Annotated in this window: 18 protein-coding genes and 2 pseudogenes; 4 read left to right on the forward strand and 16 right to left on the reverse strand. The window is 70.0% G+C overall.

Features of this window, described 5'->3' with window-relative positions:
• Positions 1–144 precede the first annotated feature (144 nt).
• Together O7632_RS23505 and O7632_RS32275 are read right to left on the reverse strand one after the other, a co-directional pair.
• Positions 145–891 (reverse strand): cellulose binding domain-containing protein, encoded by a 747-nt coding sequence (locus tag O7632_RS23505; protein ID WP_347403591.1) that lies wholly within the window; start codon positions 889–891, stop codon positions 145–147.
• Positions 892–966: 75 nt separating this feature from the next.
• Entirely contained in the window at positions 967–1,254 is a 288-nt protein-coding gene (locus O7632_RS32275; RefSeq protein WP_347403592.1) for an RICIN domain-containing protein, read from the reverse strand.
• Here O7632_RS32275 and O7632_RS23510 point away from each other — a divergent pair.
• Positions 1,151–1,723 (forward strand): DUF1152 domain-containing protein, encoded by a 573-nt coding sequence (locus O7632_RS23510; RefSeq protein ID WP_347403593.1) that lies wholly within the window; start codon positions 1,151–1,153, stop codon positions 1,721–1,723. The genes O7632_RS32275 and O7632_RS23510 overlap by 104 nt on opposite strands.
• A 543-nt stretch (positions 1,724–2,266) precedes the next feature.
• Here the strand turns inward: O7632_RS23510 and O7632_RS23515 are convergent.
• The 8 genes from O7632_RS23515 to O7632_RS23550 form a co-directional block, all read right to left on the reverse strand.
• A complete protein-coding gene (locus O7632_RS23515) occupies positions 2,267–2,713 on the reverse strand; it encodes a DUF6069 family protein (protein ID WP_278117282.1) in 447 nt (148 codons plus the stop codon).
• Positions 2,714–2,777: 64 nt separating this feature from the next.
• Entirely contained in the window at positions 2,778–3,776 is a 999-nt protein-coding gene (locus O7632_RS23520; RefSeq protein ID WP_278117284.1) for an RNA polymerase subunit sigma-70, read from the reverse strand.
• A gap of 228 nt (positions 3,777–4,004) precedes the next feature.
• Positions 4,005–4,850, reverse strand: coding sequence for an MBL fold metallo-hydrolase (locus tag O7632_RS23525; protein ID WP_278117285.1), 846 nt, complete (start codon positions 4,848–4,850; stop codon positions 4,005–4,007).
• Positions 4,847–5,641: an alpha/beta hydrolase gene (locus O7632_RS23530; protein ID WP_278117287.1), complete on the reverse strand. Its 795-nt coding sequence runs from the start codon at positions 5,639–5,641 to the stop codon at positions 4,847–4,849. The genes O7632_RS23525 and O7632_RS23530 overlap by 4 nt, the downstream gene beginning before the upstream one ends.
• A gap of 60 nt (positions 5,642–5,701) precedes the next feature.
• Positions 5,702–6,538: an alpha/beta hydrolase gene (locus tag O7632_RS23535; protein WP_278117289.1), complete on the reverse strand. Its 837-nt coding sequence runs from the start codon at positions 6,536–6,538 to the stop codon at positions 5,702–5,704.
• A complete protein-coding gene (locus O7632_RS23540; RefSeq protein ID WP_278117291.1) occupies positions 6,538–7,380 on the reverse strand; it encodes an alpha/beta hydrolase in 843 nt (280 codons plus the stop codon). The genes O7632_RS23535 and O7632_RS23540 overlap by 1 nt, the downstream gene beginning before the upstream one ends.
• A gap of 204 nt (positions 7,381–7,584) precedes the next feature.
• The gene (locus O7632_RS23545) at positions 7,585–8,586 is read right to left on the reverse strand and encodes a helix-turn-helix domain-containing protein (protein WP_278117293.1); all 1,002 of its coding nucleotides are present in this window, start codon (positions 8,584–8,586) and stop codon (positions 7,585–7,587) included.
• Positions 8,587–8,684: 98 nt separating this feature from the next.
• Positions 8,685–9,650: a helix-turn-helix domain-containing protein gene (locus tag O7632_RS23550; protein WP_278117294.1), complete on the reverse strand. Its 966-nt coding sequence runs from the start codon at positions 9,648–9,650 to the stop codon at positions 8,685–8,687.
• Between the two features lie 66 nt (positions 9,651–9,716).
• Here O7632_RS23550 and O7632_RS23555 point away from each other — a divergent pair, with 66 nt between their 5' ends.
• The 3 genes from O7632_RS23555 to O7632_RS23565 are packed head-to-tail and all read left to right on the forward strand — an operon-like array spanning position 9,717 to position 10,403.
• The gene (locus tag O7632_RS23555; RefSeq protein ID WP_278117296.1) at positions 9,717–9,965 is read left to right on the forward strand and encodes a hypothetical protein; all 249 of its coding nucleotides are present in this window, start codon (positions 9,717–9,719) and stop codon (positions 9,963–9,965) included.
• Complete coding sequence (locus O7632_RS23560) at positions 9,962–10,276, forward strand: type II toxin-antitoxin system PemK/MazF family toxin (protein WP_278117298.1); 315 nt, start codon at positions 9,962–9,964, stop codon at positions 10,274–10,276. The genes O7632_RS23555 and O7632_RS23560 overlap by 4 nt, the downstream gene beginning before the upstream one ends.
• 1 nt (position 10,277) lies before the next feature.
• Positions 10,278–10,403 carry a hypothetical protein gene (locus tag O7632_RS23565; RefSeq protein WP_278117299.1) on the forward strand — a complete coding sequence of 42 codons (126 nt, stop codon included), beginning with the start codon at positions 10,278–10,280 and terminating at the stop codon, positions 10,401–10,403.
• A gap of 217 nt (positions 10,404–10,620) precedes the next feature.
• Here the strand turns inward: O7632_RS23565 and O7632_RS23570 are convergent, their stop codons facing one another.
• The 6 genes and pseudogenes from O7632_RS23570 to O7632_RS32285 form a co-directional block, all read right to left on the reverse strand.
• Complete coding sequence (locus tag O7632_RS23570) at positions 10,621–10,800, reverse strand: hypothetical protein (protein WP_278117300.1); 180 nt, start codon at positions 10,798–10,800, stop codon at positions 10,621–10,623.
• 60 nt (positions 10,801–10,860) lie between these two features.
• Positions 10,861–11,799, reverse strand: a complete 939-nt coding sequence (locus O7632_RS23575; protein ID WP_278117301.1) for a DUF2332 domain-containing protein — start codon at positions 11,797–11,799, stop codon at positions 10,861–10,863.
• Positions 11,800–11,862: 63 nt separating this feature from the next.
• Positions 11,863–12,297 carry a PIN domain-containing protein gene (locus tag O7632_RS23580; RefSeq protein ID WP_278117304.1) on the reverse strand — a complete coding sequence of 145 codons (435 nt, stop codon included), beginning with the start codon at positions 12,295–12,297 and terminating at the stop codon, positions 11,863–11,865.
• Positions 12,282–12,680 carry a hypothetical protein gene (locus tag O7632_RS23585; RefSeq protein WP_278117306.1) on the reverse strand — a complete coding sequence of 133 codons (399 nt, stop codon included), beginning with the start codon at positions 12,678–12,680 and terminating at the stop codon, positions 12,282–12,284. Before O7632_RS23585 ends, O7632_RS23580 begins: the two co-directional genes overlap by 16 nt.
• 174 nt (positions 12,681–12,854) lie before the next feature.
• A pseudogene (locus O7632_RS32280) lies at positions 12,855–14,126 on the reverse strand (vitamin B12-dependent ribonucleotide reductase); the annotation flags it as partial.
• Between the two features lie 351 nt (positions 14,127–14,477).
• Positions 14,478–15,395, reverse strand: a pseudogene (locus O7632_RS32285) (LAGLIDADG family homing endonuclease); the annotation flags it as partial.
• Positions 15,396–15,400 lie beyond the last annotated feature (5 nt).

The raw sequence follows: 15,400 nt of genomic DNA on the forward strand, positions 1-15,400 counted from the left end.
CGATCTTGATTTTCTTACTTCGCCAGCTCAACGGCCCACACATGCGACTGGCGGCGGACCCACCCACCCGTCGGACGCGCAGGACGCGTCGACAGATGAGGGATCCGCCGCCAGTCACGCAAGCGGGTCGGAGACCCGGGATGATTACGGGCTGGTGCAGCTCACCGCCGGGCTTGACGGGGAGCCGGTGCCGAGAAACCCGAAGGTCGCCGTACCGCCGGCCGGCAGTTGGCCGTTGTACTCGACGTTACGGACGGTCACGGTCGACCCGCTGACGTTCAGCGTGCCGTTCCAGCTCTGGCTGATGCCCTGACCGCTGGCGAAAGTCCACCGGGTGGTCCAGCCGTTGATCGCCGCGCTGCCGGCCCGGACGGTGACCTCGCCCTGGAAGCCGCCCGGCCACGAACCGATGGTCCGGTACGTCGCGGTGCACGCACCAGTCGCGGGCGGTGGAGTCGTCGGTCCCGGCGGCGGGGTCGGATTCGGCGGCGAGGTCGTCGGGTCCGGACCCGGCGTGGCACCGAACTGGGTGAAGAAGTCCCAGGTCTCCCCCGGCAGCCAGGTCCGGGTGCCGCTGTCACCGGGGGCACCGTCCTGCGGTGCGGCGATGTGACCACCGTCGAACGCCGCCCACACCACCGGGTAACCGGCCCGGCAACCCGAGTACGTGGTGGTGCAGTGGGTCAGGCTGCCGACCGGCGGCTCCGGCGGGTTCTGCGGCGTGCAGCCGTTGTTGCGGACGAACCGGTCCCGCATCGACCGGCCGCTGGCAATGACGTCACTGACGCCGTGCGCCCCGAAGTACGCGATCGGCTGTGCCGCCGCTGCAGCCGCTGAGTTCGCGGGGTGGACCGTACAGGGCCACCGCCCGGAACACGTCGTCTCGGGCACAGGCCAGGGCGTAGCTCATCGCCGCGCCGTAGCTGAAACTCCCAGTGACGCGGTGAACGGGCACGGATCCGTCGGTTACACCCGGCTCCAGCGCTGATTGGCGTTGCCGTGGCAGTCCCAGACCACGACCCTGGAGCCGTTGGTCGCGTTGCTCGGGATGTCCAGGCACTTGCCGAGGACCCGCAGGGTCTGGCCGCTCGGCGTACAGCCGCTGCGCGACGCGTACCGTTTCCTGATCGACCGGCACGACATCGACGCGGTGGTCCTGGTCGACGGCGGCACCGACATCCTGTTGCGCGGCGACGAGAGCGTCCTCGGCACCCCGGTCGAGGACGTCACCAGCCTCGCCGCCGTGGCCGGCATCGACCTCGCCGTCAAGCTGGTGACCTGCCTCGGCTTCGGCATCGACGCCTACCACGGGGTCAACCACGTCCAGGTGCTGGAGAACATCGCCGCGTTGGACCGCGACGGCGGGTACCTCGGTGCGTTGTCGATCCCCGGTGCCAGTTGGGAAGCCACGCTCTACCGCGACGCGGTCGCCGACGCCCAGGCGGCGACGCCGCAGCGGCCGAGCATCGTCAACGGGCAGATCGCGGCGGCCACCGCCGGCGCGTTCGGCGACGTGCGGTTCACCCGGCGCACCAGCGGCAGCCCGCTGTTCGTCAACCCACTGATGGCGGCCTACTTCACCGTCGACCTCGACAAGCTCGCCGCCCGATGCCTCTACCTCGACCGGATCGAGAACACCTACGGCAGACGGCAGGTGATCACGCGCGTCGAGGCGTTCCGCGACGAGGTTGCCACCCGCGTCCCCCGCGCGTACCCGCACTGACCGCACGTAGTACCAGGTGCCGGCGTCGGTCTGGCTGGTCGGTGGCACCGGTCGGGCAACAAGTCTTGACTGACGCCGCACGACAAGATAACGATGTCGGTAAATATAGATGCCAGCAATTCCGTCCACCTCGGCGCGGCACCCGGCGCGTGGTGGCGTCTCGTCCCTCGACCGCACCCACCCACCCCGCCGGTTGCTTCGCGCCGCCTCGCACAGGGAGGAGCACGCGAAGATGAAGAACGTACCCCCCGCACCGTAAGAAACCGACGCGGCCGCCTGCTCAGAACGCTGATCAGCGGAGCCTGCGCCGTAGCGTTGGTCACGACCGGCACCGCCGCGCTCCTGGCCACCCCCGCCCACGCCGAAGCCGACCGGCAGGTCTGCTCGAACACCACCGGCACGCACAACGGGTTCTACTTCTCGTTCTGAGAGGACAGCGGCGACGCCTGCATGGTGCTACGCGAGAACGGCCGGTACTCCAGTTCGTGGGGCAGGAGCACCAACAACTGGACCGGTGTCACCGGTGATCGAGGTGCGGGACGTTCAATCGGTTTCGATGCGCAGGCTCCGTGCCAAGGCCGGGATCATCACCGCCGCCGGAACGATGTGCAGCCCGAGCAGGGCGACGGTGGTGGCGGCGTCCGCCTCGACGAGGAACGGCGGGACGAGTGAGACCACGGTCAGCGAGGCTGCCGTCCAGACGAACCGCTCGGCTGGGCGGGCGCTCCACAAAAGCAACGAGGCGGCGATGACGACGCCCACGATCGAGAAGAAGCCGGTCACCACAGCGAACCCGGCCAACGGGATCGCTTCGCCATCAGCGGAGACCTCGAAGTCGACGCCGGCCACCCGGACCAACGCGGCGGCGACGGTGGTGACCAGCACCGCCGCGAGGGCGGCGATGAGGCCGGTGCCGGCGAGCCGGCTGAGCTGCCGGCTGGTGCTGCGGCGGGCAGCTGCCGGGCGTGCAGGTGCCCCGGTGAAGTTCATGTACTTCCTCCGTCATTCACGTTCGACAGCTGGCGTATGGAAGGTGGTCGGCCCGTAGCCGGTGCTACTGCGGGCTGTCCGCTGGCAGGCGCTCCGGCAGCCCGAGCCGCGGGAACTGGGCGGCGTGGAAGGTGACGATCTCGGTGATCGCCCCGCCGGTGACCCGCAGGACGTCGATCGTCAGCGGCAGGTACGCACCCTTCTCTTCCCGCCAGTGGTAGAACCCGATGGCGGGCTGCCGGTTCACGCAGGTCTGGACGGTGCGCAGGCGGCCCAGGTCCTGGAAGCCGTCCTCGATCCAGCTGTTCACGACCGTGTCGCGGCCGACCTGCAAGCCTGGCGTGGGCGGCATCGAGCAGCGAACGTCGTCGCGCAACATCGAGGTGAGCGCGGGGATGTCCGTGGCCACGCTGGCGTCGGTGTAGCGGCGCACCAGGTCGCGCGTACCCGCGTCGTCCTGGCCGCCGGTCCAGTCCTGCCGCTCGGCGGGCAGGTGTCCTCGCATGCCGGCGCGGGCCCGCTGCAGCGCGCTGTTCACGGAATTGACGGAGTCACCGAGCAGCTCGGCGACCTCCTTGGCCGGCCAGCCGAGCACGTCTCGCAGAATCAGCACGGCTCGTGGACGGGGCGCGAGGTGCTGGACCGCGACAAGGTACGCCAACTCGATCGTCTCCCGCGCGACAGCGACCGCCTCCGGCTCGTCGGCGTCGTCTGCAGGCAGTTCGTCGAGCAGCCGATCCGGGTACGGCTGCAGCCACGGCGCCTCACCGCCATGCGCGGGCTCCGGGCGGCGCTTGGCTAGCAGGTCCAGGCAGGCGTTGGTGGCGATCCGGTACAGCCAGGCACGAATCGTCGACCGCCCTTCGAAGGTCTCCCGCCGCCGCCAGGCACGCAGGAACGTCTCCTGCACCGTGTCCTCGGCGTCCTCGAACGACCCGAGCATCCGATAGCAGTGCACGTGCAACTCCCGCCGGTGCCGCTGCGTCAGTTGTACGAACGCCGGTTCGTCGACCTCGCTCAGCCTGCTGCCGCCCAGCTCCACCAACCGCGTGTCCGCACCCATCACGTCATCCTTCCGCCTCGCCGTGTCCCGTCCTAGGTGTGACGGGTACAGGTGCGAAAACTCATCACCGGGGAGCCAGGGAGCGGACCGCAGCCGCAAGATCAGATGATGTAAATACGGAAGTTCATCGGCGTGTCGACCGTATCTACATCATCTGATCTTGGCGACCGGCAGTAACGCGCCCGACTCCGGTGCCGGTGAAGCTGCCACCGGCACCGGGAGCCCGGGTCAGACCGGCAGGGGCGTGGCCGTGCCGGGGGTCAGCCAACGCAGGCTGCGCCGTACCGGCTCCGGGGCGACGGTGAACGCGGCCTCGACCGCCGCGCGGCCCTCGGTGAAGTGGTCCCAGCCCTCGTAGTGCACCGGCACCACCGTGCGCGCCTCCACCAGGGCGCACAGCTCGACACCGTCGGCGGCTGTCATCGTGTACCGCAGCGGGCCGGTCAGGCCGAACCGCACCGCCCCCAGATGCAGCACCATCGTGCCGATCGGGAACCGCTGCGCCACCTGCCGTACCCCGGGGTAGAGCACCGTGTCACCGGTGATCCACAACACGCCGTACCGCTGGCCCGGCCAGCGCAACGCGAACCCGGTCACCTCACCCGCCACCGGGCGGCTCAGCGGCGGCCCGTGCCGACACGGAGTCGCGGTCACCTCGACTGTCGGACGACCCGGCGCGGTCAGCTCGGTGCCGCCCCACGGCGCGAGCCCGACGACCGAGCCGGTACTGACCACCGGCCCGGAGCCGACCACCGCCACGCGGCCAAGGGCGGCGGCCCCGAGGCGACGGCTGCCGGCCATCGTGGTGACGACCCGGTCGGCGTACGGCAACAGCGCCCGGCCGGCGTCGTCGAGGTTGTCGGCGTGGTGGTCGTGGGTCAACAGGACCACGTCGATGTGGCCCAGCGTGTCCGCCGGCACCGCCGGGCCGGCCAGTTTGCGTGACGCCGTGCCCCAGCCGAACCGGTAGGTCCGGCCGGGATCGTCGAACGTCGGATCGGTCAGGATCCGCCAGCCGGCCACCTCGATCAGCGTGGTGGGACCGCCGATGTGGGTGATCCGCATCTCGCTCATCTCGCGTGCCGCAGTGCCCAGTCGAGGACCTCGTCGGCGATGTTCTCCCACCCCTTCTGAGCCGGCAGCAGGTGGGCGTAGCCCTCGTACTCGATCCGTTCGGTGACGGTGTTCGACTTGTAGTGCTTGGCGTTGGACGCCTGGATCGCCGGCGGCATGATGTGGTCCTCGCTGCCGGAGACGAACAGCAGCGGTGCCCGGTCGTCGTTGTGGTAGTCCACCCAGATGTCCTGGTGGCCGGGCTGGAAGTTCGCCAGCACGCTGCCCCACAGGATGCCGCCGCTGGCCGGGATAGCGTACCGCTCCCAGAGCGCCCGGCCCTCCTCCTCGGTGAACGTGTTGGTGAAGGCGTACTGCCACTGCTCGAAGGTCAACGGCACCGCCTTGTGCCGGTTCGCCGGGCTTTTCAGCACCGGGAACGTCGACTTCACCTGCGACAGCGGCACCACCCGGACGCCTTCGGTGGGTGCCGAGTTCATCGCCACCCCCACCGCGCCGAAGCCGTGGTCGAGCAGGACCTGGGTGAACGCGCCGCCGGCCGAGTGGCCGATGATGATCGGCGGATTCGCCAGCTCGCCGATGATCGCCTCGTAGTGGCTGATGATCTGCGGCACCGTGGATTGCAGGATCGGGGTCGGGTCGGCGTTGAGCGCCTCCACCTCCACCTCGTACCCCGGGTAGGCGGGTGCCAGGACCCGGAAGCCCTTGGCCTCGTAGTGGCTGATCCAGTGTTTCCAGCTGCGCGGGGTGACCCAGAATCCGTGGATCAGCACGATGGTGTCGGGTGCCATGTCAGGCGTCCTCTCCGGTCAGGAAGTCGAGTTCAGGGAGCCGTGGTCAGGGAGCCGTGGTCAGGGAGCCGTGGTCAGGAAGTCGAGCAGGTCTCGGCCGAGCTGCTCGGGATGCGTGTCGGTGATGCCGTGCGGCGCACCGGGGTAAACGAGCAGCCGGGCGTTCTTGACCCGGGCCGCCGATGCCTGGCCGCCGACCGCGAACGGCACGACCTGGTCGTCGTCGCCGTGGATGACCAACGTCGGTACGTCGATCGCGTCCAAATCGGGCCGGAAGTCGGTGGCCGAGAACGCGGCGATGCACTCGTACGCGTTGCGATGCCCGGAGGCCATGCTCTGCAGCCAGAACGCGTCCCGGATGCCCTGCGACACGATCACGCCCGGCCGGTTGTTGCCGAAGAACGGCCCGTCCGCCAGGTCTCGGTAGGTCTGGGAGCGGTCCGCCAGCGAGCCGGCCCGGATGCCGTCGAAGACCTCGATCGGTACGCCGCCCGGGTTGTCAGGCGTCCGTAGCATCAGCGGCGGCACCGCCGAGACGAGGACGACCTGGGCGACCCGGCCGGTGCCGTGCCGGCCCACGTACCGGGCCACCTCACCGCCGCCGGTGGAGAAACCGACCAGGGTCACGTCCCGCAGGTCCAGGGTGTCGATCAGGGTGGCCAGGTCGTCGGCGTAGGTGTCCATCTCGTTGCCGTCCCACGTCTGGGTCGACCTGCCGTGGCCGCGCCGGTCGTGGGCGATCACCCGGAACCCGTTCTCGGCCAAGAACAACGCCTGGATCTGCCAGCTGTCGGAGTTCAGCGGCCAGCCGTGGCTGAGCACCACCGGTCGGCCCGAGGCGGGGCCCCAGTCCTTGTAGAAGATCTCGGCGCCGTCGACTGTGGTCACGTACGGCATCAGGACACTCCCTTGATCGCGGCGAGGATGACGTCGGTGGTCGGGCCGGGCCTGGACACCATGACGGCGTGCGACGCCTTCACCTCGGTGACTCGGGCGCCCGCCCGCTGCGCCATGAACCGTTGGGCGGCGGCCGGGATGACCTGGTCGTCGGTGGCGACCAACGTCCACGACGGGATCGTGGCCCAGGCGGGTTCGCCGGCCGGCTGGCCGAGCGTGGCGAGGTCGGCCGGGCGTTGGGTGGCGGCCATCACGGCGGCGGTGCCGGCCGGCACGTCGGCGGCGAACACCGACCGGAACACCGACGTCTTGATGTAGCCGTCGTTGCCGCCCGGGTAGGGGCGGATGTCGAGGGCGGTCGGGTCGAGTCGGCTGCCGGGGAACTGGCCGGACAGGCCGCCGACGGTGTCACCGGCGTCGGGGGCGAACGCCGCGACGTACACCAGCGCTTTCACGTCCGGGTCGCCGGTCGCGGCGGAGGTCGTGACGAAACCGCCGTACGAGTGGCCGACCAGCACGATCGGGCCGTCGATGGTGTCCAGCACGCTGCGCAGGTAGGCCGCGTCGGAGTCGACGCCGCGCAGCGGGTTGGCCGGGGCGATCACCGGGTAGCCCTTGCGTAGCAGGGTGCGGGCCACGTCGGTCCAGCCGGACGCGTCGGCGAACGCGCCGTGCACGAGCACGACCGTCGGCTTGGGACCGTGGTGGTGATGGTGGCCGGCCGTCGTCGCGGCCGGACCGGCTGCCGCACCGCTCACCGCTGCGGTGGCGCTCGCCCCGAGCAGTACGGCGACCGCCAGGGCCAGACGCGGCAACCGCTTCCGGTGCAAGGTTCTGAACATCGAAGCTCCCCACAGTGCCGGCCGCGTTCGGGCCGGCGTTGCGAGCAATGTCGCACTGTCGCGATGGTCGGAGTTTTCTGACGACGCACAGCACTTTCGTCTCGTTGCACAGTTCGACAGCGGGTGCGTCCGTCGGCGTCAGCCGAGCCACCGTCAGCGTCAGCGTCGGCGTCAGCCGAGCCACCGTCAGCGTCAGCGTCAGCGTCAGCCGAGGCCGCCGTCGCCCGCCGAAGACGAGGTCGCCAGCTCGCGCCGACCGGGTACGGCTCGCGCCGCGACCAGCTGCCGGGGCGTGACACCGAAGGCTTCCCGGAACTTGGTGGAGAAGAAGCTCGGGTTGGAGAAACCCCAGGCACGGGCGAGCGCGGCGATCGAGGTGTACCGGCGGTGCGACGCCGTCAGGTCGGTCCGGGCACCCTGCAGGCGTTGCTCGATGATGGACCGTTCCAGGCTCTGCCCCATCGTCTCGTACAGCTTGTACAGGGCACGCAGCGAGATGGCGTTCGCCGCCGCGATCCGCGCCGGGGTCAGGTCAGGATCGCGCAAATTGGTACGCACGTACGCCTGGACCCTGGCCTGCATCGACGACTGCATGGCGTCGCCGAGCCGCCGGCCGTCGCCGGCCGCCGAGACCACCAGCGCCCGCATCAACTCGGCGGACGCGGCCCCGAGCTCGGCGGCACCGGGACCGTCGGCCAGCTGCTCGGCCTGCGCGGTCACCCGGGCGACGTGGTCACGGACCAGGTCGTAGAGCGGGCTGCGGCGTGGTTCCCGGGCGGCGGCGTGGATCATGTCGCGGGGCACGCCGAGCTGGTCGACGTCCACATGCAGGGCGTACGAGGCTCCGCCGCCCTCCCAGCCGTAGACGTAGGGCAGCGACAGGTCGACCAGCATCAGGTCCCGTGGCCCGTACAGCCGATCTTCGCGGGCCCAGCTCAGGTGGTTGTCGGTGCGCATCGGCAGGGCCAGCACGATCGACGTCTCGGCGCTGGACCGGGCGATCGCCGGCGTACGGCGTAGCGTGGTGCCGGACGCGTCGATGTTGAACACCTTCGCGGCGCCGAAGTCGGAAACCGTCATCTTCGCGTGGATCGCCGCTGGGTCCTCGAACGTCGCCATGCTGGCCGAACAGTTCGCGCTGACCGTGGCCTGGAACGCCTCGGCGCGTTCCCTGGCCGGCAGCGACCGCGTGTCGAGAACGAGCATGGTTGCCTCCCCATCCGGCGCTGACGGTGTGAACGTAGCGCCGGAGTTCGGCGTCGCTGAGGGGCTCAGCGTGCACAGATGTTGCCCACAGTGCACGCTCAGGGCGGCGGCGTGTCCCCGTACGAGCGGCGCAACTGCCCCGGTGAGATGCCGTAGCGGGTTTTGAACCGCCGGGTGAAGTGCGTCGTGTCCCGGAACCCCCAGCGGTGGGCGATCGCCGCGACCGGCCGGTACCGGTTCTCCGGCTGCCGCAGGTCGTGCCATGCGTGCTGCAGCCGCTCGCTGATGATCCACTGTTCGAGGCTGATGTCGGCCTGCGCGCACACCTTGTACAAGTGCCGCAGCGACACGTTGTGCGCGGTGGCGATGCGGCCGGGCGTCAGGTCCGGGTCGGCCAGGTGCTGCCGGACGTACGTGCGGACGCGGGTGAGCAGCGTCTCGGCGAGCACCTGGCTGGTCAGCCGGTCGGCGTGGGCGGCCGACGCCAGCAGTGCCCGGGCCAGTTCGACGCTGGCCGTGGTGACGGACGCCGCCGCCGGGTCAGCGGTGACCCGCGCCGGGTCGTGGACGAGGTGCGCGATGTGATTGGTGACCATGCCGTACAGCGGGCTGGCCCGCAGCCGGTGGATGGCCTGCCGGATGACGTCGATCGGCAGGCCGAGCTGGTCGCTGGGGATCTGGATGCAGCCGGCCGCGCCGTCACCGGACCAGGAGTAGTCGTACGGTGCGGACAGGTCGACGGCGAGCAGCTCGCCGGGTGGGACGACCTGCAGGTGTTTGTGCTGCTCGAGATGTCCGTGGGCCTGCCGCTGGACGGACAACGCGACGACCGGCATCGCGTCCTGCTTGGCCTGTCTGGCGGTACGCAGCAGCCGGATCCCGGTGGAACGGCTGATGAAGATGTTGGCGTTGCCCAGGTCCCACAGTTCCATCCGGCAGAAGATGTCGCCGTCGGGGTCTTCGTGGATGACGTGGCACGGTGCCGAGGCGTACATCATCGCCAGGTAGACGGCTTCGACGCGGTCCGGTTGCGGCAGGTCCGTGGTGTCGAGAACGTACGGCATCGATGTCCGCTTCTCCTGTTGTGTGCCTGCCCCGAAATATAGGCCGGCGGTGAGTAGGATGAAAGTATGACCGTCAAGCTGAGTATCAGCGTCCCGGACGAGGTGGCCGCCTATCTTCAGCAGCAGGGCAACGTGTCCGCCGCCGTGACCGAGGCGGTCCGCCGGGTGCTGCCCGAGGCGCGACGCGCTCGTCAGCGCGAGGCCGCCCTGGCGTACGGCGAGTACCTGCGACAACGGACCGCCCAGCAGGTCGCCGACGAGCGGAGCCTGATCGAGGCCGGCAACGACGTCGCACTCCGCGACTCGCAGTGGTGAAACGCGGACAGATCTGGACACTTCTGCGCGGCAGCAGCCAGCATCGCGTACTGGTCATCAGCAACGACGAGTACAACGCCGTCGAGGAGCTGGCCGTTTGGGCGCTCGTCGTCGTGCGCGACGTGCCACACCCCAACCACCTGGCGGTACGCCTGGGCGACGGCGACCCGCTCAGCGGCGCGTTCATCCGGATCCACAGTCTCGTACAGATCCTTGACCGCAGCGCGCTACACGACAACCACGGGTTCGTGTCGCACGCCACGATGCTCGCCGTGGAGGACGCGGTCCGGGAATTCCTGGAGCTGCCCTGACGTGGCAGAAATCGAGCAGTCAGCGATGCGGGACGCGACGACCCGCGACAACGCGGCCTGGTGCGCGGCGGTCTGCCGGGCCCACGGCATCCCCGGCACCGTCACCGACGCCGCCTGGTGCGGCTAGCGCCGGACGCCGCCGTACTTATCCCGACGCGGTCACCCTGCGGCCCGACGCGACACCCGCCGACATTCTCGCCCGGATCGACACGACGTCTCCGGGGTGCTCGGTCAAGGACAGCTTCGCCGCGCTCGACCTCGCCCCGGACGGCTTCGTCGAGCTGTTCACCGCACAGTGGATCCACCGCCCGGCGGGGCTGCCCCTACCTGCAGCGCCGGTCGGGTCACCACTGCCGCCGCGTTGCGCGACTGACGTCGTCGGCCTGTCCGACCTGTTCGCCACCCACAGTGGCGACCAGTCCGATGTCTGGGCGGCCGCCGTCCTGGCGACAGCCGCCCACTTCCCGGGCCTGCTGCTGGTCGGATACGAGCAGGGCGACGATCTCGCTCTCGCCCGCGCGCACGGCTTCACCCCAATCGGTGCCCTCCGGGGTCTGGCTTCACCAGCCCTGACCGTCGACAGGTCAGCCGAACCAGGCGATGCCCTGCCCGTGTGGGCGGGTCCAGGCCAGCGGCCGGCCGTCCAGGGCGAGCACGTTGTGCAGCGTGTCGTCCGGTGGCGGCGGCACCGCGTCGTGGCGCAGGACGTCCGGTCCTTCGTTTGCCAGCCAGTGGCCGGGCAGGTCGCGTACCAGGTCGACAAAGTCCGACCGGCGCGGTGCCGGCACGTGGTAGAGCACGGCGGTGTGAAACACGACCAGCGTCGCGGCCGGCGGTGCCGACGCGGCCAACGCCGGCAGGTCGTCGACCAGGTCTCCCCGGACCAGCAACGGCGGATCGGCCGCCGCCACCGCCACGGCGGCGGCCAGCCGGGCCCGCCGATGCTCCTGCTCCGGCCAGATCAACGCGTCCAGCCAGGCCACGTCGGCGTCGTCGGTGACGTCCAGCGGGGTCAGGTCCAGCCCGGCCCGCCACACCACCTCCGGCCGGGTGCGCGGCGGCGTCAGCCCGGTCGTCGCGCAGTCGAGCAGCGGCTCACCCTCCCCCAGGATCGGTCCGCCGTCGTAGCGGTAGGCGTACCGGTCCGGGTAGAGACACAGGCCCGCCGACGCGCCGACTTCCAGCAGAGCCAACGGCTGCGGCAACGCCGCCAACACCGGCAGCAGTACGGCGCACCGCCCGGCCTCGTTGGTCTGGGTGAGCCGGCTGCGCATCTGCGTCTCGATCGCCGGCCAACCCGCCACCGCGAAGTCGTGGAACGCGGCCGGGTCGTGAACCGGACCGCCGAGCAGCCGGACGACGACGAACAGCAGGTTGGGTTGCCGGGTCGGCGGCGGCAGCGAATCCAGCAATGCCAGGAGATCGTCGTCGCGGGACACCGCGTACGCCAAGCGTTCGTAGCTGGGCGACACGCCGGACGCCTGCCGGCGGGCGAAATCGGCGTACAGGTCGGCGGTGGTCATCGCCCGATGATCGCCCCGCCGGGACGGTGCCGTCAGCATCCGGGACCCGAACGGGGAGCCGGATCACACGTGGACCACCACGATCCGTTGGTCCTTTGGCAGATCCGGTTCCTCCACCAGCCTGTTCATGTCGTCAGGGTGGCTGGTCAGCAGCACCAGCGGGCGAGGAAGCTCCAAGGCCGTCGCAGCCACGACCGCGTCGATGGCGCATCGGTGTCCGGACAACCCGGTCGCGCCGAGCAGCTCCCCCGCTCGCCGGCCAAGCTCTGGACTCACCGGCACCGTGACGATCCGCGACAGGACGCGGTGCACGGCCGCGTCACGTCGACCGTTCCGGAGCACCTCGGTGAGCGTGATGGCGCTGACGGCCACTCTCACGCCGCGTTCCCGTGCCGTCGTCAGAAAGGCACGAGCCCTGCCGTCGCCTGCGGCGAGTTTGACGAGACCTTCGCTGTCCAGAACGAGCGTTCCGCTGCTGCTCGTTACGCGTCGGGCCACGAGCGCCTCGCCTGGGCCAGCGTCTCCTCCGGGACCGGCCCGTGCTCCGTTTCCAGCATGGCGGCGAGTTCGCCGAGCAGGTCCAGCTCAAGCTGCCTGGCGACGGCTTCGGTCACGTACTGGCTGAACTCGCCACGTCCCACGCGTTGCTGGACAGCCGCCGTGAGGTCCTCGGGCATGGACACGCTGACTTTGCGTGCCCGGCCGATCAGCCGGAGCCGGCCCGACTCGCCCGTACGCTCGCCCAGGAGCCGCATTGCCTCAGCCTGGAACTCGGGCGACGACTTGCCGAGGTCGTGTACCAGACCCAGCAGCTCCGCTGCCGAATGTCGCTCGACGCGATCCTCGAATGACGGTGTTGGTGGTAGCGGTTCCGCCGACATAGGGCCATACTACCGCCGGTGGCAATCCGGCGCGGGCCTCGGCCCGACATCGCCGCATTGGACCCGACATCGCCGCACTGGACCCGACATCGCCGCACTGGACGCGAGGGGAGCGCCGTTGTCGTCACCGTGGCGCGGTGACGACAACGGCGCTCCCCTCGCCGTGGAGCCCGGTCAGCTGCAGCCGGAGGTGGAGCCGCAGCCCTCACAGACGTAGCAGCTGCCCGCCGGGCGCATCTTCGTACCGCAGGTGAAGCAGAGCGGCGCGTCGGCCGCCGCCTTGCCCAGCACCGCCTCCAGCAGCTCCGTCGACGAATGCACCGACGACGGTGCCGGCGTCACGGCGGCAGCCGGCGAGCTCGCCGTACCGCTGGCGGTGGTGGCCGACGACGGTGCCTTCGGCTCCGGCCTCGGATCGACCGGGGCGGACACCGGGGCGGACACCGCCATCGCCGACAGCTCCGAGGCCGCGCTCTCCGCCTCCGCCTCGGCCCGCATCTGCGCGGTCCGCTCGGCGGCGGTGAAGATGCCCAGCTCGGCCCGGCGGTCGTACGGCAGGAAGTCCAACGCCAGCCGGCGGAAGATGTAGTCCATCACCGACGCCGCCATCCGTACGTCCGGGTCGTCGGTCATGCCCGCCGGCTCGAACCGCATGTTGGTGAACTTCGCGACGAACGTCTCCAGCGGTACGCCGTACTGCAGGCCGATCGAAATCGCCACCGAGAAGGCGTCCATCACCCCGGCCAGCGTCGAACCCTGCTTCGACATCTTGAGGAAGACCTCACCGAGGCCGTCGTCCGGGTACGACGAGGCGGTCAGGTAGCCCTCGGCGCCGCCAACCGAGAACGACACCGTCTCCGACGGGCGCTTCTTCGGCAGCCGCTTGCGCACCGGCCGGTACTCGACGACCTTTTCGACGATCTTCTCGACGACCGCGGCCTGCTCGGCGGCAGCCTTCTCGGCCTTGTCCGCCTTGTCGGTCTTGGCCACCGACAGCGGCTGACCCACCTTGCAGTTGTCCCGGTAGATCGCCAGCGCCTTGAGGCCCAGCTTCCAGCCCTCGTAGTAGATCCGCTCGACGTCGGCGACGGTCGCCGCCTCCGGCATGTTGACCGTCTTGGAGATCGCCCCGGAGATGAACGGCTGCACCGCCGCCATCATCCGTACGTGCCCCATCGGCGCGATCGACCGCTCCCCCATCGCGCAGTCGAACGCCGGGTAGTGCTCGGTCCGCAGACCCGGCGCGTCGACCACGTGACCGTGGTCGGCGATGTGCGCGACGATCGCCTCGACCTGCTCCTCCGGGTAGCCGAAGCTGCGCAACGCCCGAGGCACCGTCTGGTTGACGATCTGCATCGAACCGCCGCCGACCAATTTCTTGAATTTGACCAGCGCCAAATCCGGCTCGACACCGGTGGTGTCGCAATCCATCATCAGACCGATGGTGTTGTGACTGACGAACCCCCCGGCGACGTAGGTGACGTTGGCCGGCACCGACAGGTCATAGGTCGGCTGTACGCCTCCGTCCTCGTTCGCCGCCACCGTCTCGTAGAGGTAGCCGAGCGCGTGCCCGAGGCGGTCGTCCAGCACCTCGCCGTAAATCTCACCGGCCAGCGTCCGCGACACCCCGCCCGTCCTCGCCAGCGACTGCACGACCGCACCGCGCCTCGGGTGTCCGACCGGCACCAGCAGATCCCACAGCTCACGCGGCAGGTGAACACGATCCCGGTTGCCGGACTGGTGTGGGGCGACCACGATCTGCTCGGCCTTGCGGTGGCCGATGAAGCCGATCGTCTCCTCGAACCGGATCGCGTGGTCGGTGTTGCGCAGCCGCACCTGCCAGATGACGCTGCCCATGCCGCTGCGGGTCTGCCGGGTGGTGGTCGCCATCCCGAGCGACAGCAGCAGGGTACGGATCTCCGCGGCGAACGACTCGGTGGACGTCGACACCGACGGCACTCCCTCGAGCACCGTCCCGTCGGCCTCGAACAGGCCGCGCAGGAATGCGGTGTAGACGGTGACATCGTTGGTCTCCAGGATCGCCGACGGCACCCGGGGCGACCAGCCCTTACCGGTGTGTTCCGGGTGCGGCAACGTCTTGGCGAACCCGGCAGCCTGCCACCAGCGGGCCAGTCGCACGGAGGAGAAGGTCACCTCCTGGTATCCGGTACGCCCGGAGACCTCCGGCTCCAGCCCGAACAGGCCCTTGCCGAGCACCCGCAGCCGTTCCACCACGTCGAGGTCGGTGTCGGCGACGGCGAACCGCAGCCCCTTGGCGTGCAGGCTTCCGTCACCCATGAAGTAGCCGACCAGCTCGGCCAGCTCGGCGTCGACCGCGTCCGACACGTACAGCCGCCGGTCGCCGGCGTTGTACGCCTGGTCGAGTACGGGCAGCGGCACCCGATGTGGTTCGCCGACCAGGGTGCCGAGCTGCACTGGGACCAAGTCGCCGGGGACGACCTCGGCCATCCGCTTCCAGACCCATTCGCCGGTCGCCGGGTCCACCACCTTGATCCGGTGGGCCAGGGTGCCCTGGATCCGGTAGCCGCCGTCGGTGACCACCCGGCGGGTGGGTTCCTCGCCGTTGACGAAGAACTTCGTCGCCTGGCGGGCGCCCTCGTCGGTCGACACCATCATGTCGAGGTCCTGCCAACGCTCGCCGTAAACGTCGCCGATTTCACCGAGTCGCATCAGCCCACGGTCGGTGGTGACCATCGTGT

The sequence above is a fragment of the Solwaraspora sp. WMMD406 genome, assembly GCF_029626025.1.
In the GTDB taxonomy this organism is placed as follows: domain Bacteria; phylum Actinomycetota; class Actinomycetes; order Mycobacteriales; family Micromonosporaceae; genus Micromonospora_E.